Raw genomic sequence first — 20,895 nt, forward strand, 5'->3', positions numbered from 1 at the left:
CCATCCCTTTTCATATTTCTTCACGTCCGCCCCGTTCCCGGCCCGAATGCGCCGGCAGCAAGGAAGGGCGAGCATGTTTGCGGACCGCATCGAGCACAAGTGGATCGAGGCCTTCGCCGAGGTCCTGGCCAGATGCGCTGTCCGCGAGGGAGAGGTGGTTGCGATCCTCTCGGAGAGCCAGTCTCGCGCGCTGAACGTCCATCTGGCGGAACTCGCGCTCCTCCGCCTCGGTGCCCGGCCCTTCCACATCGTTCTGCCCACGGCACGCAATCCCTACCCCGTGCCCATCCGCTCCACCGGCGCCAGCGAGGCCATCGACGGCTTGGCCCCCGTGGTCGGCGCGCTTTCCGCCAGTTCGCTCGTCGTGGATCTCACCGTCCAAGGGCTGATGCACGCGCGGGAGACGGCCGCAATCCTGAAATCGGGCGCCCGCATCCTCTCCATTTCGAACGAGCATCCGGAGGCGCTGGAGCGGATGCGCCCGGACGACGCGCTCGCAGGCCGGGTTCGTGCCGCCACGAAGATGCTGCGCGCCTCCCGCCGGATGAGCGTCCACTCTGCCGCCGGCACCGCGCTAGAAGTCGATATGGCCGGCGCTGCCACCGTCGGCGTCTGGGGCTGGACCGACCGGCCGGGCACGCTGGCCCACTGGCCCGGCGGCATCGTCGTCAGCTTCCCCGCCGCTGGCACCGTGAACGGCACGCTGGTGCTCGATACGGGCGACATCAACCTCACCTTCAAGCGCTATCTCGCCGCACCCATCCGCCTGACGGTCGAATCGGACTATGTCACAGCGATCGAGGGCAGCGGCCCCGACGCCGAGATGCTGCGCCGCAGCTTCGCGGCCTGGGGCGACCGCGAGGCCTATGCCGTCTCCCATGTCGGCTTCGGCATGAACCCGGCCGCGCGCTACGAGGCATTGTCCATGTATGACCAGCGCGACACCAACGGCACGGAGCTGCGCGCCATCGCCGGCAACTTTCTCTTCTCCACCGGCGCCAACGAGTTCGCCGGCCGCTACACCCCCGGCCATTTCGACATCCCCGTTATGGGCACGGATATCCTGATCGACGGCACCCCCGTGGTGCTGGGCGGCGAGGTGCAGCCGGTCTTCGGATGATTCCGTGCTGGACAGGTCTATGAATTTTCATATGATCGCTGCGGCAAAGAGGGCCCTTCCATGACCCCGGTCGTGATGCTGCACGGGATCGGCGCGGACAGCAGGCTGTGGCAGCCTCAGCGCGTCCCATTTGCGGCGCGCGGCTATGAGGCCGTGCCGCTCGACTTGCCCGGTTACGGCGCCCGCCCGCCCGTCGATGCGCTGGATTTCGAGACCATGGCCGCCGACGTGGAGGCCGCGATCGCGGCGCGCGGCCTGCAGCGCCCTGTCCTGCTCGGCCACTCCATGGGCGGGATGGTCGCGCAGACCTTGCTGCGCCGACGCGCAGACGCCTACTCCGCCGCCATCCTTTGCGCCACCAGCCCCGCCTTCGGGAACCCCTCGGGCGATTTCCAGCGCGAGTTCGTCGCCGCCCGGCTGAGGCCGCTGGAGGAGGGGCGGACGCTCGCCGAGCTCGCGCCTGACACTCTCGCGGCCCTCACCGGCCCGGGCGGCACCCCGTTCCGCGACCTGGCGATCCAGGCGCTGGGCGCCACCTCGCCGGAAACCTTCCGCGTCGCCGTCCGGACCCTCGTCACCTTTGACGAGCGCGCGAATCTCGGCGCGATTCGCATCCCCGTCCTTTGCCTCGCCGGCGAGGTGGACACCAACGCCCCCGCGCCGATGATGCAGCGCCTGGCCGGCAAGATTCCTGGCGCCACCTATGTCTGCCTGCCCAACACTGGCCACCTGCCGAACATCGAGGCGCCGGATGCCTTCGACGCCGCCGTTCTAGACTTCTTGGACCGCCACCTGAAAGGGAACCGCTGATGGACACCCTTCCCGCCGACCTGTTGCAGGACGAGCCGATCTTCGCGCCCGAAGCTTTCAACCTCACGCCGCAGCAGGCCGAGCTGACGGCGCGCGCCCGCCGCTTCGGCAGGGCGGTTCTGGCCCCCCGCGCCGCCACCTACGACCGCGAGGCGCGCTTCCCCATCGAGAACTTCCGCGACATGCACGGGGAAGGATTGCTCCGCATCTGCGTGCCCGAGGAGGACGGCGGGGAGGGGGCGGACTTCACCACCTACTGCCTCACCGCCGCGGAACTCGGCCGCTACTGCGGCGCCACGGCGCTCTCCTGGAACATGCACGTCTGCTCCACCCTCTGGTCCGGCCTATTGTCCGAGGACCTGGAGATGAGCGAGGCGGACCGCGCCACCCACCGCGCCCGCCGCGCCCGCCACTACCGGCGCATCGTGGAGGAGGGCGCCATCTACTCACAGCCCTTCTCCGAAGGTGGCGCGGCCGCCGCCGGCGCCATCGCCTTCGGCACCGAGGCGCGCCCGGTGGAGGGCGGCTACATCGTCAACGGCAAGAAGATCTTCGCCAGCCTCTCGGGCGCCGCCGACTACTACGGCATCCTCTGCACGGAGCGCCGGGGCGACGAACCCGCCAGCCGCCGCAACACCCTCTACCTCGCCATCCCCGCAAAGGCCGAGGGCGTCAGCATCGTCGGTGACTGGGATCCACTGGGCATGCGCGGCACCGTCTCCCGCACACTGCTGCTGAAGGACGTCTTCGTGCCGGAGGACGCCATGCTCATGCCGCGCGGCGTCTACTTCCAGGCCGCCGGCCGCTGGCCGCACATGTTCATGACGCTGACGCCCACCTATATGGGCCTCGCCCAGGCCGCCTACGACTTCGCCGTCGCCTATCTCCGCGGCGAGGTGCCGGGCACGCCGCCTGTGAAGCGCCGCATGTTCCCGACGAAGCAGATCGCGGTCGCCGAGATGCGGATCATGCTCGAGCAGACCAAGGCCCTCTGGTTCCAGGCCATCCGCGAGGCCCGCCCTGACCCGACGCGCGAGCAGGTGCAGCGCGCTTATGCCGCGCAGTACACGGTGATGGAGAACGCCAACGCGCTGGCCACCAAGGCCATCCGCACCTGCGGCGGCCAGGCAATGCTCCGCAGCCTGCCGCTTGAGCGCATCTACCGCGACAGCCGCTGCGGCTCCCTCATGCTGCCCTGGACCGCAGAGATCTGCCTCGACCGCCTCGGCCGCGACACGCTCTACAAGCCCGGCGAGAAGGACGAGTGACCAACCTCGCCGCCCTCATCGACCGCAACGCAGCCTTCGCACCCAGCAAGGTTGCGATCCGCTTCGAGGGCGAGGCCATCACCTACGCGCAACTCGCGGCTGAGATCGGCCGCGCGGCACACCTGCTGCGGGTGCATCACGGCGTCGGCCCCGGCGACCGCGTGGCGGTGCTGGCCACGAACCATCCAGCCTACCTCTCGCTGCTCTACGCCTGCGCTCGCCTCGGCGCGATCCTGCTGCCGCTGAACTGGCGCCTGGCCGCGCCGGAACTGCGCTACATTATGGAGCACGCCGAGCCGCGCGTCGCCTTTGTCGAGCCCGATTTCGCGGAAACCCTGCAAGAGGCCGCGCCCGATCTTTCCGCCGCCCCGCTCGCCATTCGCGATGGCGAGGGCGACGAGGACGGCCCGGGCGGCTTCGAAAATCCTCTGTTGCTCGTCTATACCTCCGGCACCACCGGTCGCCCGAAAGGCGCGCTGCTGGCGCAGGAGGCGCTGTTCCACAACGCTGTCATGAGCCACCACATGCATGGCATGACGGCCGAGGACCACGTCCTTTCCGTACTGCCCTTCTTCCATGTCGGCGGGCTGAACATCCATACCACGCCGGCCCTTCATGCCGGCGCGACTGTCACCATCCATCCCCGCTTCTCCGCCGACGCCGTGCTGGCGGCGGTGGGACGGGATCGCCCCAGCCTCCTCCTCACCGTCCCCGCCACGCTCCGCGCCCTTATGGCCGGGCCAGGATGGGAAGCCGCCAACCTTTCCTCTCTCCGCGCCATCAGCACGGGGTCGGAGCCCGTCCACCCCGCCCTGGTGGAAGCCGTCACCGCCCGCGGCGTGCCGCTGCTGCAGGTCTACGGCGCGACGGAGAGCTGCCCCATTGCCATCTACACACGCCTTGGCTGCGCGACGACGGCGCCCACCTCCACCGGTCTGCCCGGCCTTCTTTGCGAAGCCCGCGTGGCCGACGACAACGGCCGCGACCTCCCGCACGGCGCCGCCGGCGAGGTGCTTCTTCGCGGCCGCAACCTCTTCTGCGGTTACTGGCGGGACGAGGACGCGACGGCCGCCTGCATGAGGGACGGCTGGTACCGCACCGGCGACATCGCGACACGCGACGACGCAGGCCACTTCCATGTCCACGATCGCCGCAAGAACCTTATCATCTCCGGCGGCGAGAACATCTACCCCGCCGAGGTCGAGCGCGTGCTGCTGGAGCACCCCGCCATCGCCGAGGCCGCCGTGCTCGGCGCCCCCGACCCGAAATGGCAGGAGGTGCCGGTCGCCTTCATCGTCCTTCGTCCCGGCGCCTCCCTCTCGGAGGAAGCGGTACGCGATCACGTCGCGGCCCAGCTCGCCCGCTTCAAGGTGCCGCGCCGCGTAGTCTTCACCGATACCCTGCCGCGCACCGCGCTCGGCAAGGTCCGGCACTTCGAGCTGCGCCCGCAGCTCGCGCCCGTTCAGGTCCCGCAGAAGGTCATATAGGGCTGCTCCGGCGCGCCCGGCGCTACGTCGGCCCCGGGCTGGTCCTCGAAGGGGCGCGTCACGCTCGCCAGCAGCACCTCGAAGGGCGCGAGGTCATCGCGCTGGACGGCCGCCTCCAGCGCGGCCTCCACGAGGTGGTTGCGCGGGATCACCGCCGGGTTTACCGCGCGCATCGCGACCGCGCGCGCGGCGGGGTCGCCGCCTTCCTCGGCCAGCCGCTCGCGCCAGCGCACCGCCCAGGCGTCGTAGGCCGTGGGATCTGCGAACAGGGCGCGCACCGCCGCATCCCCCGCCTCGTCCTCCGCCGCGCGGCAGAGGCGGCGGAAGGTAAGGGTGAAGTCCGCCCCGTTCTCCGCCATGGCCTTCAGTAGGTCGCCCGCCAGGGCGTGGTCGCCCGCGCGCTCGCCCGGCAGGCCGATCTTGGCCCGCAGGCCTCCGAGATAGGCGGCCTCGAAGGCTGGGGCATAGCCGCGCAGCACCTCCTGCGCGATCGCCACCGCCGCGTCGTCGTCATCCGCCAGCAGCGGCAGCACCGCCTCGGCCAGCCGCGCGAGGTTCCACTGCATGATCCCCGGCTGGTTGCCGTAGGCGTAGCGCCCGCCGTGGTCGATCGAGCTGAACACCGTGGAGGCGTCGTAGGCGTCCATGAAGGCGCAGGGGCCGTAGTCGATCGTCTCGCCGGAGATCGAGGTATTGTCGGTGTTCATCACGCCGTGAATGAAGCCGATCAGCATCCACTGGCCGACCAGCGCCGCCTGCCGCGCCACCACGCCCTCCAGCAGCGCGCGGGCGGGGGAGGGGCCCCCAGCGGCCTCCGGGTAGTGACGGGCGATGGCGTGGTCCACCAGCACGCGCAGCGCCTCCACGTCTCGCCGCGCCGCGAAGTACTGGAAGGTGCCGACGCGGATGTGGCTCGACGCCACGCGCGTCAGCACCGCGCCCGGCAGCGGCACCTCGCGCATCACCGGCTGCCCGGTGGAGACCGCCGCCAGCGCCCGCGTGGTCGGCACGCCCAGCGCCGCCATCGCCTCGCTGACAAGATACTCGCGCAGCACCGGCCCGACCGCCGCGCGCCCATCCCCGCTGCGGGAGAAAGGCGTACGGCCTGAGCCCTTGAGCTGAATGTCGAAGCGCTTCCCGTCCGGCGCCACCACCTCGCCGAGCAGGATCGCCCGCCCGTCGCCGAGCTGGGGCGAGAAGCCGCCGAACTGGTGCCCGGCATAGGCCGCCGCGAGCGGCTCCGCCCCCTCCGGCACCCGGTTCCCCGCGAGGATCTCGACACCCTCCGGCGAGGCCAGCGCCGCGGGATCGAGCCCCAGCCGCTCCGCCAGTGCCGTGTTCACCTTCAGCAGGCGCGGCGCCGCGACGGGCGTCGGGTCCAGGCGCGCGCGGAAGCGGTCCGGCAGGCGGGCATAGGAGTTGTCGAAAGGAAAGCGGACGGTGCCGCCCTCCCGCGTCGCCTCGAGGGTCATCGTCATGCGGGTTCAGATCAGGCCCGGCTCCCCCTGAAACAAGGCCCGCGCCCATCGCGTCGGCGCGAGGCAGCCCCTATCCCAGCGCCCGCTCCCAGTAGCGGCGGCTCGCCAGGTCGATCACCCCGCCCTCCGCCGCGTCGCGCGCCGCGACCGCCGCATGGAAGCGCGCCGCCTCCTCCCGCCCCAGCAGGGCGCGCGTCGCGGCGATGATGCGGGTGATCCGCCGGTGGTTATGGTCGAAGCGCACCAGCCAGTGGTCCGTGCCGGCATAGAAGCGCGTCATCCGCTCGAGCGCCGCGCGGAACCCCTCCAGCGCCTGCGGGTCCGCGCGGATGGCCGCCGCCTCGGCAGTCCCTAGCACGGGCGAGCCCGGCACCGCCTGGCTCGGGTCCGGCAGGGGGAAGAGCCACTGGATGAAGTCATGCACCGCCTCGATCCGCGCGTCGTCGAAGGCCAGTACATCGGCGAGAAGGCGTCCCCGCCCGTCGCGCCCCTCGCCGCGCAGGAACTCGCGGATGGGTTCGGCCATGCAACGCCTCCTCATTGGATTCGCGGGCGGCTTCGCGCCCGGCCGGCCCTGGTTTAAGCAGGTACAGGCCCGACATGAACGCGGGAGCAGGGGGCGGGGTGCCTGACCTCCTCCCTTCCGGAAGCCCTGGCGGAGCCATGCCCTACCTCGTCGAGACGGTCCTCTTCCTCGCGCCTTTCGCGCTCTACGCCGTCTGGCTCCGGTTCAACCCGGGCCGCGCGGTGGGGAGCCATGTGCTGGTCCTCGCGCTGATCGGCCTCGCCATCTCAATGGCCGGCGCGGTGTGGTACGGCCTGTCCCGCAGCATGGATCCTTACGCCACCTATGTCCCCCCGAGCGTGACGGAGGGCGGCATCGTGCCGGGACATTCGGGCGAGGCGCGCTCGCACGGGGCCTGGCCGACCATCAACACCCCCTCCCGCCCGCGCGGGGAGGGCGCCGCGCCGTGATCGAAGGCACACAGGGCGACCCGCCGGCCGCCCGGATCGAGCCGCCCGCCTTCCTGGCCGATCCCGCTCCCGCCGCCGTGCTGGCCGCCCTGCCGGGCGCGCGGGCTGTCGGCGGCGCCGTGCGCGACGCCCTGGCGGGCCGCCCGGTGGCCGATGTGGACGTGGCCGCCCCCTTCCCGCCGGAAGGGATCGCCGCCCGCCTCACCGCCGCGGGCCTGCGCGTTCACGAGACCGGCCTCGCCCACGGCACCCTCACCGCCGTCCTCCATGGCGAGCCCGTGGAGGTCACCAGCCTCCGCCGCGACGTCGTGACCGACGGCCGCCACGCTGTCGTGGAATGGACCACCGACTGGCGCGAGGATGCCGCCCGCCGCGACTTCACGATGAACGCCCTCTCCCTCTCCGCCGAGGGTGACCTCTGGGACTATTACGGCGGCCGGGAGGACCTCGCGGCCGGGCGCGTCCGCTTCGTCGGCGACCCCGCGACGCGCCTCGCCGAGGACCATCTCCGCGCCCTCCGCTATTTCCGCTTCCAGGCCCGCTACGGTGAGGGCGAGCCGGACCCCGCCGCCATTGCCGCCATCCGGGAGGCTGTGCCGAGCCTCGCCCGCCTCTCGGTGGAGCGGGTCTGGATGGAGCTGAAGCGCCTTCTCGCCGCGCCGGATCCCGCGGGGGCGGTCGCGCTGATGGAGGAGACGGGCGTCCTCCCCGCCATCCTCGGCCCCGATTCGCTCGGTGCCTCCCGCCACCTCCGCGCGCTGTCGGAGATCGGCGCCCCCGCCGACCCGCTGCTGCGCTTCGACGCGCTCCTCACCCACGGCACCGCCGCGGCCGCCCGGCGCCTGAAGGCTTCGAACGAGGAGGTCGCCCGCCTTGTCGCTCGCTACCGCGCCGGCCACGACATCCTGCCGCTCCAGCCCGAGATTGCGGCCGGCGGCCCGGACGACGACGCGCTCCGTCGTCTGTTGGCCGAGCAGCCGGCCGAGCGCCTGCTCGACGCCGCTTGGCATCGGCAGGCCGTCAATCGCGCCTGGTCCTGGGAAGGCCCGGACGACGCGGCCTGGGTCCGTTTCCGCGGGCGGCTCCTCGCCATGCCCGCCCCGGTCTTTCCCCTGCTGGGCCGGGACGCGCTGGCCATGGGCGTGCCGCCCGGCCCGGCGCTCGGCCGGCTTCTCGCGGAAACCCGGCAATGGTGGCTGGAGGGCGGCTGCACCGCCGATGCCGTGGCCTGCCGGGCACGATTGGCGGTCCTGATGAGGGACATTCACGCCGGGCCCCTTCCGAAGCGCTGACGGACCGGGTTACGGCTTGTCCATCACCATTCTGGACCGAGCCGGCATGAACTCCAACCTCGCCCTCTGGGCTCCGCGCGTCCTGTCGATCCTGCGGATCGTCGCGGCCCTCATCTTCCTGTTGCACGGCACGCAGAAGCTCTTCGGCTTCCCCGCCCCGCCGGCCAGCGGCTTGCCGCCCGCGATGTCTCTCTTCTGGATCGGCGCCATCCTGGAACTTGTCGGCGGCCTGCTGCTGCTGATCGGCGCCTTTACCCGCCCGGTCGCCTTTATCCTCTCGGGCGAGATGGCGGTCGCCTACTGGATGTTCCACGCGCCCCGGAACCTCTATCCCACGCTCAACGGCGGCGACGCGGCCATTCTCTACTGCTTCGTCTTCCTCTACCTCGTCTTCGCCGGGGCCGGCCCCTGGAGCGTGGACGCCGCCCGCGGCCGCACCACGACCGACCGGATCTGAGATCCCTGGTCCTGGCGGGGCCGGTGCTGTAACCGGCCCCGCCATGGCCAACCCTGGAAAACAGAGCTCCGGCAAGCGGCGCCTCGACCCCGAGGCGGCGCGCGCCCTCCTCGCCCGCCTCTGGCGCGAGGAACTGCGCCACCACCCGCGCCGCATCCTCCTCGCCCTGCTCTGCACCGCCCTCGTCGCGGGCCTCACCGCCCTCTACCCGGTGATGATCCAGCAGGCCTTCGACCTCTTTGCGAAGCCCGGTGCGGACGGCACCCCCCGGATCGTCTGGGCCATCCCGCCCGCCATCGTCCTGCTGACCTGCGCCAAGGCGCTCGCTCAGTACGGCCAGGCCGTCTCCATCCAGTCCACCGTGCTGCGTGTGATCGAGGGGCTGCAGAACCGCCTCTTCCGCGCGCTCACGCGGGCCGACCTCGCGGTGGTCGCGCAGGACGCCCCCGCCCGGCATGCCGCCCGCTTCACCGCCGACGCTGCCGCCATTCGGGAAGCGCTGACCAAGGCCATCAACGCCATCGCCGACGTGCTGATCGTGGTTGGCCTCGTCGCCTCGATGGTATGGCTGGACTGGAAGATGTCGCTCGTCGCGGCCGCCCTCTACCCGGTCGCGGTCGTGCCCATCCTGCGGCTCGGCAAGCGCATCCGCCGCGCCTCGGGCGGCATGCAGGAGCGGGTGGGCGAGGCCGCGGCAAGCCTCACCGAGAGCTTCGCCGCCGCGCGCGTCGTCCGCACCTACCGGCTGGAGGAGGCGGAGGAATCCCGCGCTGCCCGCCTTTTCGCGAACCTCCGCGCGAGCCTTCTCTCCATCGCCCGCACCCGCGCCAGCCTGGACCCCATGCTCGAAGCCATCGGCGGCGTCGCGGTTGCCGCCATCCTCTCCATCGTCGGCTGGCGCGTTTCGCAGGGGGAGGGGACCGTCGGCGAGTTCACCGGCTTCGTCGCCGCCCTCCTCATCGCGGCCCGCCCCGTGCGCGCGCTCGGCAGCCTCAACGCCGCGCTTCAGGAGGGGCTGGCCGGCCTCTCCCGCGTGAACGCGGTGATCGACACGCCCCAGAGCATCACCAGCCCGCCCGCCGCGCCGGCCCTGCCCCCAGGCCGGGGCCGCATCGCCTTCGAGGGTGTCCATTTCGCCTATGAGGCCGATCGCGGCGCCCTGCACGGCGTCACCTTCGTCGCCGAACCTGGCCGCACCGTCGCGCTCGTCGGCCCATCCGGCGCCGGCAAGTCCACGGCGCTCGCCCTCGTCCCCCGGCTCTACGACCCGAGTGCCGGGCGGGTGACGATCGACGGCGCCGACCTTCGCGCCGTCTCCCTCGAATCACTCCGCGACGCCATTGCCTATGTCGGCCAGGACGCGACGGTCTTCGACGACACCGCCTTCGCCAACATCGCCTGCGGCCGCCCCGGCGCCACCGCGCCGGAGGTGGAGGCCGCCGCACAGGCGGCCGCCGCCAACGACTTCATCTCGGCGCTTCCCCAGGGCTACGACACCGTCCTCGGCCCCGGCGGCGCGCGCCTCTCGGGCGGTCAGCGCCAGCGCATCTCCCTCGCGCGTGCCCTGCTGCGAAACCCCCGCGTCCTCCTGCTGGACGAGGCGACGAGCGCCCTCGACACGAATAGCGAGGCCGCCGTCCAGGCCGCCCTCGCCACCCTCCGCGCCGGGCGTACCACCCTCGTCGTCGCCCACCGCCTCTCGACCGTGCGCGACGCCGACCTGATCGTGGTGATGGAGGCGGGCCGCGTCGCCGAATCCGGCACCCATGCCGAGTTGCTGGACCGCGGCGGCCTCTACGCCGGCCTCGTCCGCGCCCAGGCCTTCGCCCCCGCCTGAGAGGACGCCATGCCGACCATCATCCGCGCCGCCGACCTCCATCCCCGCCCCTGGCCCAACGGCCTCGGAACCACGCGGGACATCACCGTGCAGGACGGCTGGCTCATCACCGTCGCCGACCTGACCGGCGACGCCGCCTTCTCCCACTTCCCCGGCATCGACCGGCTCTTCACCCTTCTCGGCGGCGCGGGCGTCACCCTGACCCTGGAGGGCCGCCCCCCGCTGCCCTGCCTCCCCCTGGTTCCCGCCAGCTTCCCCGGCGACATGCCTACCCACTGCCGCATGGCCGGTGGCCCCGCCCGCGCCTTCAACGTCATGGCCGAGCGTGGCCGCTTTGAGGCCCGCGTCGCCGTTCGCAGCATCGCGGCCGCCCACCACATCCACAGCCCCGCCTCCTGCGTGGCGGTGTTCTGCGCCGAGGGGAGCCTCACCATCGGCGACGTGCGGTTGGGGCCAGAGGACACGATCCTCCACCCCGGTGCCGTCGCGATCGAAGGGCCGGGCGTCGCGATTTTCGTCGAAATCTGAAGGGCCGGGGCCGCGGAGAGGGCGCTGCCCTCTCCGAACCTCACCCGCCAGGAGCCTGAGGCTCCTGGACCTGCGTCTGGCTGTCGCGAAGCCTTCCTGAACACGCAGTCGCCTCGAGTCCACGACCCGAGGCGCACCGGCCCCACGACCCTTCAAACAGAAAGAAAAGGATGAGAGGGGGTCTGGGGGAGAGAACTCTTTCTCTCCCCCGGGGTCGCCAGCGCCGCGCGGTTACTCCCGCCGCAGCACCCCGTCGATCAGCCGATCCGCCCAGGGCTGGCTTCGGAATGCCGTGCGGAGCGCCACCTCGTCGTATTCATCCCGCACCCAGTCTAGGAAGGGCACGCGTCCCTCCGCCTCCCGCGCGTAGAGGCGGAAAAAAGCGTCGAGGATGCCAGTGCGGGAGGCGCTGACATGGCCGTGGCGCCAGTGGAGTTGTCCCAGCGCCTCCGCGCTCGTCCCGCCGCCCAGCAACAGGAAGACGCCGGCGGCCAGTCCCGTGCGGTCCGCCCCGGACTTGCAGTGAATGAGGGCCGGTTCCGCCATCTCCGCGAAGATGCCGGCCAGGCGGAGGAGGCGGTCGCGATGGGGCGCGCCGCGGCTCTCGAAGGGGGCATCCACATGGGTGAGGCCCAGCCGGGCCGCCTCTCCGCGGGAGAGGGCGTCGGAGCCGCAGTCCACCCGCTGCCCCCGAAGGTTGATCACTGTGCGCAGCGAGAGGCGCCGCGCCGCGTCGCGCAGCTGCCAGGGGGAGGGGTGGTTCGAGCGGTAGAGGCGCCCGGGCACCACGACGCCCCAGTTCCGCCAGCCCTGACGGAGGATCGCGTGATCAATGAAAAGGCTGTTCACCAGGGCGGCCCGGCGCCCCGCCGGTGTCGTCAGATCCTGCGGCATGGTGCGGGAGATAGGGCGGAAGAGGCCGTTGCAGCAAATTCCCGGGGAAACATCCCGCTCCGGCGAGGCGTTAGCATTCCTCACCAAGGAACGAGGAGGCCCGCCATGTCGAAAGCCCATATGCCGCCGGTCCCGCCCGAGAACCAGTCGCCGCACGGTGGCAACAACCCCGGCGAGGGCGAGGTGAACCCCAAGGACGCCCGCAACACCGCCGACAACCGCGGCAAGTTCGATCCGGGCCAGCAGGGCCAGCAGGGCAGCACCGGGATCAACACCCACCACCAGGGCTACCAGCAGGACCGTTGATCATGCCGAAGGGAAACGAGGAATCCACCGACCGCTCCGCCGGTGGCCCGGGCAGCAGCCACCAGGGCGGCAGCCATGGCCACGCGCACCGGGAGAAGGGCCACACCCAGCCGGGCGCGGCCACAAACAGCAGCAAGAGCCAGGTCTCGGGCGGCGGCGGCGAGCGCGATAGCCACCACACGCATGATGAGCATCGCAAGGGCGACCGCAGCGGCTACTGAGGCTGGTTAGACCGAGCGAAAGGGGCCGGGGCGGATTGCCGCCCCGGCCCTCGCCGCATTTTAGTCCGCCCGCGCGTTGGTGAGCCGCACCGCCTCCTGCCACATCGGCCGCTCGCCCCGCCCGCGCGCGACGGCATCCTCGGGCGTGGACCACAACAGCTTCGTCCCGGCCTGGAGGGCTCGCTTCCGCATCGCCTCGTCCTCCACGATCGTCTTCAGTGCCGCATTCAGCCGGTCCACCACCGGCCGGGGCGTGGCGGCAGGGGCGACCATTGCGGCCCAGGAGGTGATGACGAAATCGGGCATCCCCGCCTCGGCCATGGTCGGGATCTCCGGCAGGTTCGGCCAGCGCTCCGCGTCCGTCACCGCGAAGGCGCGCATCCGCCCCTCCTGAATGATGGGGATGTAGGAGGCGAGATTGTCGATGGCGCAGGTCAGGTCGCCGGCTAGCATGGCCGGGGTGATCTGGGCCGCACCGCGGAAGGGCACGTGCTCCGCGTTCAGCTTCAGCCGATGGGTGAAGAGGGCGCCGGAGAGATGCGCCGTGGTGCCCACCCCCGGGCTGCCGTAGGAGATGCCCTGCGGCCGGGCCCGGGCCCATTCGATGAATTCCCCCAAGCTCCGCGCCGGGCAGTGCTGGCTGCTGACGATGAAGACGTTGGGCAGCTCGTAGGTGAGGGCGACCGCGGCGAAGTCCCGGTCGATGTCCCAGGGCATGCGGGAATAGAGGAACTGGTTGATCGAGAACTGCCCGATCGTCGCCATGCCGAGCGTGTAGCCGTCGGGCGTCGACTTCGCGATCGCGTCCATCCCGATATTGCCGCCCGCCCCAGGCCGGTTCTCGATAACGAAGTTCTGCCCGAGCCGCTGCTGGAGCTGCTCCGCATAGATGCGCGTCATCACGTCGGTGGAGCCGGCAGGCGGGAAGGGGACGATGACGCGCACCGGACGGGTAGGCCAGTCGGTCGCGGATCCCGGAGCCTGGGCGGCGGCGGTGCGGATGGCGGGCAGGGCCAGCCCTGCTCCGAGGAAATGGCGGCGCGCAATCATGGAAGCGTCCCTCGTTCTTCGTTGCCGCCAGTTTAGGCGGTGCCCGCGGCCGCCGGCCAGCCCCGTGGACAGCCGCTCAAGGCCAACGCACCTCCGGCGGCATGGACATGAGGATCGCCTCCACGTTTCCCCCGGTCTTCAGCCCGAAGAGCGTGCCGCGGTCGTGTAGAAGGTTGAACTCCACGTAGCGCCCGCGCCGGATGAGCTGCGCCTCCCGCTCCGCCTCGGTCCAGGGCTCATGCATCCGGCGGCGGACGATGGCCGGATAGGATTCGAGGAAGGCCTCGCCCACGTCCCGGGTGAAGGCGAAGTGGTCCTCCAGCCGCGCCCCGTCCGGCTCGTCCCGCCCCAGCCAGTCGTAGAAGATGCCGCCCAGGCCGCGGGGCTCCCCCCGGTGGGGCAGGAAGAAGTACTCGTCGCACCAGGCCTTGAAGCGAGGGTAGTAGGCCGGATCGTGCCGGTCGCAGGCCGCGCGGAAGGCGGCGTGGAAGCCAACCGCGTCCTCCTGCGCCTCTGCAGATTGCGGGAACATCGGCGTCAGGTCCCCACCGCCCCCGAACCAGCTCCGCCGCGTCGTGATGAACCGGGTGTTCATATGCGCGGCTGGCACGCGGGGGGATCGCATATGGGCCACCAGTGAGACCCCCGTGGCCAGGAAGCGCGGGTCCTCCTCCGCCCCCGGGATCTGCCGGCGGAACTCCGGGCTGAATTCCCCCCAGACGGTGGAGACGTTCACCCCCACCTTCTCGAAGACCCGGCCCTTCATGACGGACATCACGCCCCCGCCGCCCTCTGGCCGATCCCATGGGGTGCGGACGAAGCGGCCGGGCGGCATGGCGCCGTGCGGGCCCGTGCCGCCCTCGTTCTCGATCGCCTCGAAGGCGGCGCAGAGGCGGTCCCGCAGCCCCTCGAACCAGGCGCGGGCCGGGCCGGCCATGGGGTGAGGGCCGGATTCGGCGGCCTGGGCGGGCGCGGCATGGTCTTGGTTGCGTATCATCTGCCCCATCGTCGTGTTGCGGTGCGGCTCGCGCCGTTGCCACCCTGCGTGCCCGCCCTTTATATGGCCAGAGAACCGGCATGGCACCGCGCACCCGCGCGTGCCGCGCCCCAACCCGCGCGAGCACTCGGCCCGGACACCCCGTTCGACCGCATGCCCTGCCGGAGACAGTGCAACCGCCCCTGGCCGCACAGCGGAGGGGGGCGGAGAACAGGACGAGCGATCGAATGGCCGATGTGCTGGCTTCCCCGCCCAAGACGAGCCCCTCGGAGGCGGGTCCCCGCCAGGCCGATCCGGTCGGCGTGCAACACGAGGAAGGCCCGCCGCGCCGGGACTTCCTGAAACTTGCCGCCGGCTCCTTCGCGGTGGTCGGAGTCGGCGTGGTTGCCTGGCCCTTCATCAACTCGATGAACCCGAGCGCGGACGTGCTGGCGCTGGCCAGCACCGAGGTTGAGCTGAGCCCGATCGCCGAGGGCCAGGCCATCACGGCCATGTGGCGCGGCAAGCCGGTCTTCGTGCGCCACCGCACGGCGAAGGAGATCGAGGAGGCCCGCGCCGTCCCGGTCAACCAGCTGATCGACCCCGCCACCGACCAGTCCCGCGTGAAGCCGGGCAAGGACCAGTGGCTGATCGTGATCGGCATCTGCACCCATCTCGGCTGCGTGCCGCTGGGCCAGAAGCCGACCGACAACCGCGGCGAGTACGGCGGCTGGTTCTGCCCCTGCCACGGCAGCCAGTACGACACCTCCGGGCGCGTCCGTCACGGCCCTGCGCCGACGAACCTCGCCCTTCCCGACTACACCTTCACCTCCGACACCAAGATCCGGATCGGCTGAGGAGCCACCACCATGCCCGAGGGCCTTCACGAGTCGGACGTCAAGAATCCCGTCCTCCGCTGGGTCGACCAGCGCCTGCCCATCATCTCCATGGTGCAGCGCGAGTACGGCACCTTCCCGACGCCGCGCAACTTCAACTATTTCTGGAACTTCGGCGCGCTCGCCATGATCAGCCTCGCGATCATGATCGCGACCGGCGTGGTCCTGTCCATGCAGTACGCCGCCAATACCCAGCTCGCCTTCGATTCCGTCGAACGCATCATGCGTGACGTGAACTACGGCTGGCTGCTGCGCTACATCCACGCCAACGGCGCCTCGATGTTCTTCATCGTGGTCTACATCCACATCTGGCGGAACCTCTACTACGGTTCCTACAAGACCCCGCGCGAACTGCTCTTCATGATCGGCGTCGTCATCTTCATCCTGATGATGGCCACCGCCTTCATGGGCTACGTGCTTCCCTGGGGCCAGATGTCCTTCTGGGGTGCCACGGTCATCACCAACCTGTTCTCGGCCATTCCCGTGGTCGGCAACAGCATCGTGACCTGGCTCTGGGGCGGCTTCTCGGTGGACAACCCCACCCTCAACCGCTTCTTCTCGCTGCACTTCCTCCTGCCCTTCGTGATCGCGGGCGTGGTCTTCCTCCACATCGCCGCGCTGCACATCACGGGTTCCAACAACCCGCTGGGCATCGAGCCGAAAGGCCCGCAGGACACCATCCCCTTCCATCCCTACTACACCACGAAGGACAGCGTCGGGATCATCGTCTACCTGCTGGTCTTCGCCCTTCTGGTCTTCTTCGCGCCGAACATGCTCGGCCACCCCGACAACTACATCCCGGCAAACCCGCTGGTGACGCCCGCGCATATCGTGCCGGAATGGTACTTCCTGCCCTTCTACGCGATCCTCCGCGCGGTCCCGAACAAGCTCGGCGGCGTGGCGATGATGGGCGGCGCGCTGATCGTGCTCTTCTTCCTGCCCTGGCTGGACAGCTCGCCGGTGCGCTCCATGCGCTTCCGCCCGATTGGCCGGATTGCCTTCCTCCTCTTCACCGCAAATTTCTTCGTGCTGATGTGGGCGGGCGGCAAGCCGGCGGAGCAGCCCTACATTCTCATCGCGCAGATCGCGACGGCCTACTACTTCGCCTACTTCCTCGTGATCCTGCCCTTCCTGTCCAAGTTCGAGCGTCCCCTGCCCCTGCCTGAAAGCATCAGCCGCGCCGTGCTGAAGCATCGCGGCGGTGGACCCCTGCCTGCCGGCGCAACGGCCAAGCCGATGGAGAAGGCGTGATGCGCCCCCTGCTGACCACTGTTAAGGCGGCCGCCGTTGCGGCCGCCATCCTTCTCGTGCCCGTCGTTGCCTCGGTGGATGCCCGCGCGCAGGAGCACGAGGTGATCCACCTGCCGGACACCAAGTTCACCTTCGAGGGTCCCTTCGGTACCTTCGACCGTGCCTCCGCCCAGCGCGGCTTCCAGGTCTACAAGGAGGTCTGCTCGGCCTGCCACTCCATGCGGCAGCTCTCCTACCGTAACCTCTCGGGCATCGGCCTGAACGCGACCCAGATCGCGGCGCTCGCCTCCCAGTTCCAGGTGCAGGACGGGCCGAACGACAACGGCGAGATGTTCGAGCGCCCCGCCCGCGCCTCGGACCGCTTCCGGCGGCCCTTCCAGAACGACGCCGCGGCGCGCGCCGCCAACAACGGCGCCCTGCCGCCCGACCTGTCGGTGATCATCAAGGCGCGCGAGGGCGGGGCCGACTACGTGCACGCCCTGCTGGTCGGCTACGAGGATCCGCCGCCCGGCGTGACGATCGCGGAGGGGATGCACTACAACAAGTACTTCCCGGGCCATCAGATCGCGATGGCGGCGCCGTTGAATACCGAGGGCCAGGTCGAGTTCGCTGACGGCACCAAGGCGACCATCGACCAGATGGCCACGGACGTCGTCACCTTCCTCTCCTGGGCGGCCGAGCCCGAGCTGGAGCAGCGCCGCGCCATGGGCGTGCGGATGGTGATCTTCCTGACCATCCTCGGCGGCCTTGTCTACGCGGTGAAGCGCAAGGTCTGGGCGAACCTGCACCAGGACACGCAGTAGCCTGCCCATAGACTTCAAAGGCCCCGCACCGGTCCGTCCGGTGCGGGGCCTTTTTCTTTCGGGCCTTCCCCTCGTCGGCAAGCAGCCTGGGCGCCGAGGAATCAGCCCGCGGCGCGTCTCTCGGCCGAGTCCAGGATTCCCCGCGCACGTGCGCCGGCGGCCTGCCCGGCTGCCGCCAGCCCGTCCCACGGCGCGCCCTCGGAGAGCAGGAAACCCTGCGCCGCATCGACGCCGAGCCGGGCTAGCAGCATCAGCTGCTCGGCCTCCTCTACCCCCTCCGCCACCAGGGGAACGGAGAGCGCCCGGGCCATGCTCACCACCGCCTCCAGCAGCGCCGTGCCCTGCGCGTCGCCCGCGCAGTTCATCACCAGCCCGCGGTCGATCTTGATGGCGGAGAAGGGAAAGCCCCGCAGCCGCGCCAGCGTTCCGTGACCGCCGCCGAAATCATCCAGGGCAACGCGGACGCCGATCCGCGCCAGACCCTCCACATTGCCGAGCGCCGCCACCGGATCGCCGACCAGGGAGCGCTCGGTCATCTCGATCCTCAGCCGGTCCCCCTCGAGCCCATGGGCCCGCAGGGCAGCGGCAACAGCCGTGTCGAAGCCCGGCATCCCGAAGGTGTTGGCTGAGATGTTAATCGAGATCGGGAAGGGCGCCCTATCCGCCGCGATCAGCCGGCAGGCCTCAGCGAGCACCCAGCGGTCGAGCGCGCCCGAATAACCCAGGCTCTCGATCACTGGCAGCAGCTCGGAGGGGGAGAGCACCGGCCCCGTCTCGTCGTGCCAGCGCAGCAGCGCCTCCCCCGCGCGCGCCGCCCGCGTCGCTATGTCCACGATCGGTTGAAAAACGAGGTGGAAGGGAACCCGCCCGCCCGGCTCGAAGGCGCGGCGCAGCTGCTGCTCCAGCGCCGTGCGGCCGATGCTCGTCGGTCGGGGGCTATCCTCCGCGGCGCGCGTGACGCTCCGCCCGGCCCGCTTGGCTTCGTAGACGGCCGCGTCCGCTCGTTCCAACAGCGCCGCCGCCTCCTCGCGGCGCCCCGCCGCGAGGCCGATCGAGGCGCGCAGCGGCACGAGGGAACCGTTCAGCACGAAGGTGTCGGCCAAGCCCGCATGGATGCGCTCGGCCAGTGCCAGCGCGGCCTGGCGGTCGCCGAGGCCGCGCGCCAGCACCACGAACTCGTCGCCACCCGGCCGCGCCACCCAGTCGCCCTCGCGGACCGCCTCGGTCAGGCGGCGCGCCACCTCCACCAGGGCCTTGTCGCCCCCTGCGTGGCCGTAGGTGTCGTTGATCGGCTTGAAGCCGTCGAGATCGATCATCAGCACGCAGAGGTCACGCGGCCCCTCCTGCGCCAGCACCTCCTTCATCCCCGCCCGGTTCAGCAGTCCCGTCAGCGGGTCGGTCCGGGCCGCGCGATGCACCTCCCCGATTGCGTGACGGAGCGAGAGCGCGGCCGAGGTCCCCCGGGCCAGGTCCTGCAGCCGCGCCACCATCTGCGGCGTCAGCGAGCGCGGCTGCCGGTCGAGGATGCAGAGCGTGCCGACCGCGTTCCCGCGACTGCTGAGGAGGGGAGCCCCAGCGTAGAAGCGAAGGTTCGGATCCCCCGTGACAAGGGCGTTGGCGCTGAAGCGCGGGTCCGCCTGCAGATCGGACACCACCATCACTTCGTGCGGGTTGAGAATGGCGTGGGCGCAGAAGGAGGCATCGCGCGGCAGGCTGGAAGCCTCAAGCCCCTTCAGCGCCTTGAAGAACTGCTGGTGCTCGCCCACCAGGGAGACGCCGCAGATCGGCACGCCCACCAGATCCGTCGCCACCCTGATGAAGGCGCCCAGCAGGTCGTCCGTGACGCGGTCGAAGGCCTCCAGATCGGCCACGTCCAACAGACGCGATGCCTCGTTCGCCGGGCGCGGAACGTCCATCGCCACTGAATTTCCCCTGTCGTTGCCAAACGATGAAGGTTCTACAACCATCGGCTGCAAAGGGCCACGCTATCGGGGACGCACTGGTGCCGGCGCCGTTGCTCGGCTAGAGGGCGGGCCCGAACCGCCGAGCGGAGCGCAGCATGTCCGACACGATCACCCCAGTCATCGGCCTCATCGGCGGCTCCGGTCTGTACGACATCGAGGGCCTGCAGGACCGGCGCTGGCAGCGGGTGGAAAGCCCCTGGGGAGAGCCCTCGGACGAGTTGCTCTTCGGCACACTGGACGGCACGAGCTGCGTCTTCCTTCCCCGCCACGGGCGCGGCCACCGCGTGCCGCCGAGCGAGCTGAACTACCGCGCCAACATCGACGCCCTGAAGCGCGCCGGCTGCACGGAGATCCTCTCCCTCTCCGCTGTCGGGAGCCTCAACGCGGACCTGCCGCCCGGCACCTTCGTCATCGCGGACCAGTTCATCGACCGCACCTTCGCCCGCAAGAAGTCCTTCTTCGAGACGGGCTGCGTCGCCCATGTCTCGATGGCCCATCCTCTCTGCCCCCGCCTCGGCGATGCGCTGGAGGAAGCGGCCCGCGACATCGGCCTGAAGCACAAGCGCGGCGGCACCTACCTCGTCATGGAAGGACCGCAGTTCAGCACGCGCGCCGAGAGCGAACTCTACCGCGCCTGGGGCTGCGACGTGATCGGCATGACCAACATGCCCGAGGCCAAGCTCGCCCGGGAGGCGGAGCTCTGCTACGCGACCGTCGCTATGGTCACCGACTACGACTGCTGGCACCCCGACCACGACCACGTCACGGTGGACGCCGTGGTGAAGGTGCTGCTCGAGAATGCGGGCCGCGCGAAGGACCTCGTCCGGGCCGTGGTGCCCATGCTCGGCAAGCCCCGCGGCCCCTGCCCGGCCGGGTGCGACCGCGCCCTTGATGCCGCCATCGTCACCCCGCCGGAAAAGCGCGATCCGGCCCTGGTAGCAAAGCTCGACGCAGTGGCGGGGCGGCTGTTGCGCGCGGCTTGAACCGGTGACTCTCGGAAAGGGCTCCGCCCTCTCCGGACGTCCAAGGCAGTGCCTCGGACCCCGCCAAGAGCCTGAGGCCCCTAGACCCCCATCTGGCTGTCGCGGATGCGGTGATCAGGGCCAGTTCTTCTTGGGCACCCTTCCTGTGCGTGCAGTCGCCTCGGGGCGGTGACCTGAGGCGCACCGGCCGCGAGGCATCCCCAACTCGAAGAAAAAGATGATGATGAGGGGGCCGGGGAGAGGAAGAATTCCTTCTTCCTCTCCCCGGGATTGCCCGCGGCACCCGATCGGGAACAGCC

The 20,895-nt window shown here is 70.7% G+C and carries 21 protein-coding genes; 15 read left to right on the forward strand and 6 right to left on the reverse strand.

Annotation, left to right across the window (positions count from 1 at the left end):
* Positions 1-73 precede the first annotated feature (73 nt).
* Genes D9599_RS13905 through D9599_RS13920 form a run of 4 tightly spaced genes read left to right on the forward strand, consistent with a single transcriptional unit; the run spans position 74 to position 4,685 of the window.
* On the forward strand, positions 74-1,120 hold the full coding sequence (locus D9599_RS13905; protein ID WP_198381835.1) for a hypothetical protein: 1,047 nt from the start codon (positions 74-76) through the stop codon (positions 1,118-1,120).
* 60 nt (positions 1,121-1,180) lie between these two features.
* Positions 1,181-1,930, forward strand: coding sequence for an alpha/beta fold hydrolase (locus D9599_RS13910; protein ID WP_198381836.1), 750 nt, complete (start codon positions 1,181-1,183; stop codon positions 1,928-1,930).
* The gene (locus tag D9599_RS13915; protein ID WP_198381837.1) at positions 1,930-3,198 is read left to right on the forward strand and encodes an acyl-CoA dehydrogenase family protein; all 1,269 of its coding nucleotides are present in this window, start codon (positions 1,930-1,932) and stop codon (positions 3,196-3,198) included. Before D9599_RS13910 ends, D9599_RS13915 begins: the two co-directional genes overlap by 1 nt.
* The gene (locus D9599_RS13920; protein ID WP_198381838.1) at positions 3,195-4,685 is read left to right on the forward strand and encodes a class I adenylate-forming enzyme family protein; all 1,491 of its coding nucleotides are present in this window, start codon (positions 3,195-3,197) and stop codon (positions 4,683-4,685) included. The genes D9599_RS13915 and D9599_RS13920 overlap by 4 nt, the downstream gene beginning before the upstream one ends.
* Here D9599_RS13920 and D9599_RS13925 read toward each other — a convergent pair.
* Positions 4,661-6,157: a protein adenylyltransferase SelO gene (locus tag D9599_RS13925; protein ID WP_198381923.1), complete on the reverse strand. Its 1,497-nt coding sequence runs from the start codon at positions 6,155-6,157 to the stop codon at positions 4,661-4,663. The two genes, D9599_RS13920 and D9599_RS13925, sit on opposite strands and share 25 nt — an antisense overlap.
* Positions 6,158-6,233: 76 nt before the next feature.
* A complete protein-coding gene (locus tag D9599_RS13930) occupies positions 6,234-6,689 on the reverse strand; it encodes an opioid growth factor receptor-related protein (protein ID WP_198381839.1) in 456 nt (151 codons plus the stop codon).
* A gap of 137 nt (positions 6,690-6,826) precedes the next feature.
* On the opposite strand from D9599_RS13930, the gene D9599_RS13935 reads away from it, so the two are divergent.
* From D9599_RS13935 to D9599_RS13955, 5 genes are read left to right on the forward strand one after another with little or no spacing between them, the layout of a single operon-like run.
* Positions 6,827-7,138 carry a hypothetical protein gene (locus tag D9599_RS13935; protein ID WP_198381840.1) on the forward strand — a complete coding sequence of 104 codons (312 nt, stop codon included), beginning with the start codon at positions 6,827-6,829 and terminating at the stop codon, positions 7,136-7,138.
* Positions 7,135-8,430, forward strand: a complete 1,296-nt coding sequence (locus D9599_RS13940; RefSeq protein ID WP_309228625.1) for a CCA tRNA nucleotidyltransferase — start codon at positions 7,135-7,137, stop codon at positions 8,428-8,430. The genes D9599_RS13935 and D9599_RS13940 overlap by 4 nt, the downstream gene beginning before the upstream one ends.
* Before the next feature lie 16 nt (positions 8,431-8,446).
* Entirely contained in the window at positions 8,447-8,887 is a 441-nt protein-coding gene (locus D9599_RS13945; protein ID WP_375373051.1) for a DoxX family protein, read from the forward strand.
* Between the two features lie 43 nt (positions 8,888-8,930).
* Entirely contained in the window at positions 8,931-10,724 is a 1,794-nt protein-coding gene (locus D9599_RS13950; RefSeq protein WP_198381841.1) for an ABC transporter ATP-binding protein, read from the forward strand.
* A gap of 9 nt (positions 10,725-10,733) precedes the next feature.
* Entirely contained in the window at positions 10,734-11,252 is a 519-nt protein-coding gene (locus D9599_RS13955) for a HutD family protein (RefSeq protein ID WP_198381842.1), read from the forward strand.
* Between the two features lie 231 nt (positions 11,253-11,483).
* Here the strand turns inward: D9599_RS13955 and D9599_RS13960 are convergent, their stop codons facing one another.
* Positions 11,484-12,146 carry a tyrosine-protein phosphatase gene (locus D9599_RS13960; RefSeq protein WP_198381926.1) on the reverse strand — a complete coding sequence of 221 codons (663 nt, stop codon included), beginning with the start codon at positions 12,144-12,146 and terminating at the stop codon, positions 11,484-11,486.
* Between the two features lie 105 nt (positions 12,147-12,251).
* Here D9599_RS13960 and D9599_RS13965 point away from each other — a divergent pair, with 105 nt between their 5' ends.
* On the forward strand, positions 12,252-12,452 hold the full coding sequence (locus D9599_RS13965) for a hypothetical protein (RefSeq protein ID WP_198381843.1): 201 nt from the start codon (positions 12,252-12,254) through the stop codon (positions 12,450-12,452).
* Positions 12,453-12,454: 2 nt separating this feature from the next.
* Positions 12,455-12,673 carry a hypothetical protein gene (locus D9599_RS13970; protein ID WP_198381844.1) on the forward strand — a complete coding sequence of 73 codons (219 nt, stop codon included), beginning with the start codon at positions 12,455-12,457 and terminating at the stop codon, positions 12,671-12,673.
* A gap of 60 nt (positions 12,674-12,733) precedes the next feature.
* Here the strand turns inward: D9599_RS13970 and D9599_RS13975 are convergent, their stop codons facing one another.
* Positions 12,734-13,723, reverse strand: coding sequence for a tripartite tricarboxylate transporter substrate binding protein (locus D9599_RS13975; protein WP_198381845.1), 990 nt, complete (start codon positions 13,721-13,723; stop codon positions 12,734-12,736).
* Between the two features lie 76 nt (positions 13,724-13,799).
* Complete coding sequence (hemF, locus tag D9599_RS13980) at positions 13,800-14,660, reverse strand: oxygen-dependent coproporphyrinogen oxidase (RefSeq protein ID WP_232480512.1); 861 nt, start codon at positions 14,658-14,660, stop codon at positions 13,800-13,802.
* Between the two features lie 287 nt (positions 14,661-14,947).
* Between hemF and petA the strand changes: the two genes are divergently transcribed.
* From petA to D9599_RS13995, 3 genes are read left to right on the forward strand one after another with little or no spacing between them, the layout of a single operon-like run.
* Positions 14,948-15,556 carry a ubiquinol-cytochrome c reductase iron-sulfur subunit gene (gene petA / locus D9599_RS13985; protein ID WP_198381847.1) on the forward strand — a complete coding sequence of 203 codons (609 nt, stop codon included), beginning with the start codon at positions 14,948-14,950 and terminating at the stop codon, positions 15,554-15,556.
* A 12-nt stretch (positions 15,557-15,568) separates the two neighbouring features.
* Positions 15,569-16,846, forward strand: coding sequence for a cytochrome b/b6 (locus tag D9599_RS13990; RefSeq protein WP_198381848.1), 1,278 nt, complete (start codon positions 15,569-15,571; stop codon positions 16,844-16,846).
* Complete coding sequence (locus tag D9599_RS13995; protein WP_198381927.1) at positions 16,846-17,649, forward strand: cytochrome c1; 804 nt, start codon at positions 16,846-16,848, stop codon at positions 17,647-17,649. Before D9599_RS13990 ends, D9599_RS13995 begins: the two co-directional genes overlap by 1 nt.
* A 101-nt stretch (positions 17,650-17,750) precedes the next feature.
* Here D9599_RS13995 and D9599_RS14000 read toward each other — a convergent pair whose 3' ends face one another.
* Entirely contained in the window at positions 17,751-19,565 is a 1,815-nt protein-coding gene (locus tag D9599_RS14000; RefSeq protein WP_198381849.1) for a sensor domain-containing phosphodiesterase, read from the reverse strand.
* A gap of 143 nt (positions 19,566-19,708) precedes the next feature.
* Between D9599_RS14000 and D9599_RS14005 the strand changes: the two genes are divergently transcribed.
* Positions 19,709-20,596 carry an S-methyl-5'-thioadenosine phosphorylase gene (locus tag D9599_RS14005; protein ID WP_198381850.1) on the forward strand — a complete coding sequence of 296 codons (888 nt, stop codon included), beginning with the start codon at positions 19,709-19,711 and terminating at the stop codon, positions 20,594-20,596.
* The last annotated feature ends 299 nt before the right edge of the window (positions 20,597-20,895 follow it).

This window comes from Roseomonas sp. KE2513 (assembly GCF_016107305.1).
GTDB lineage: Bacteria > Pseudomonadota > Alphaproteobacteria > Acetobacterales > Acetobacteraceae > Roseomonas.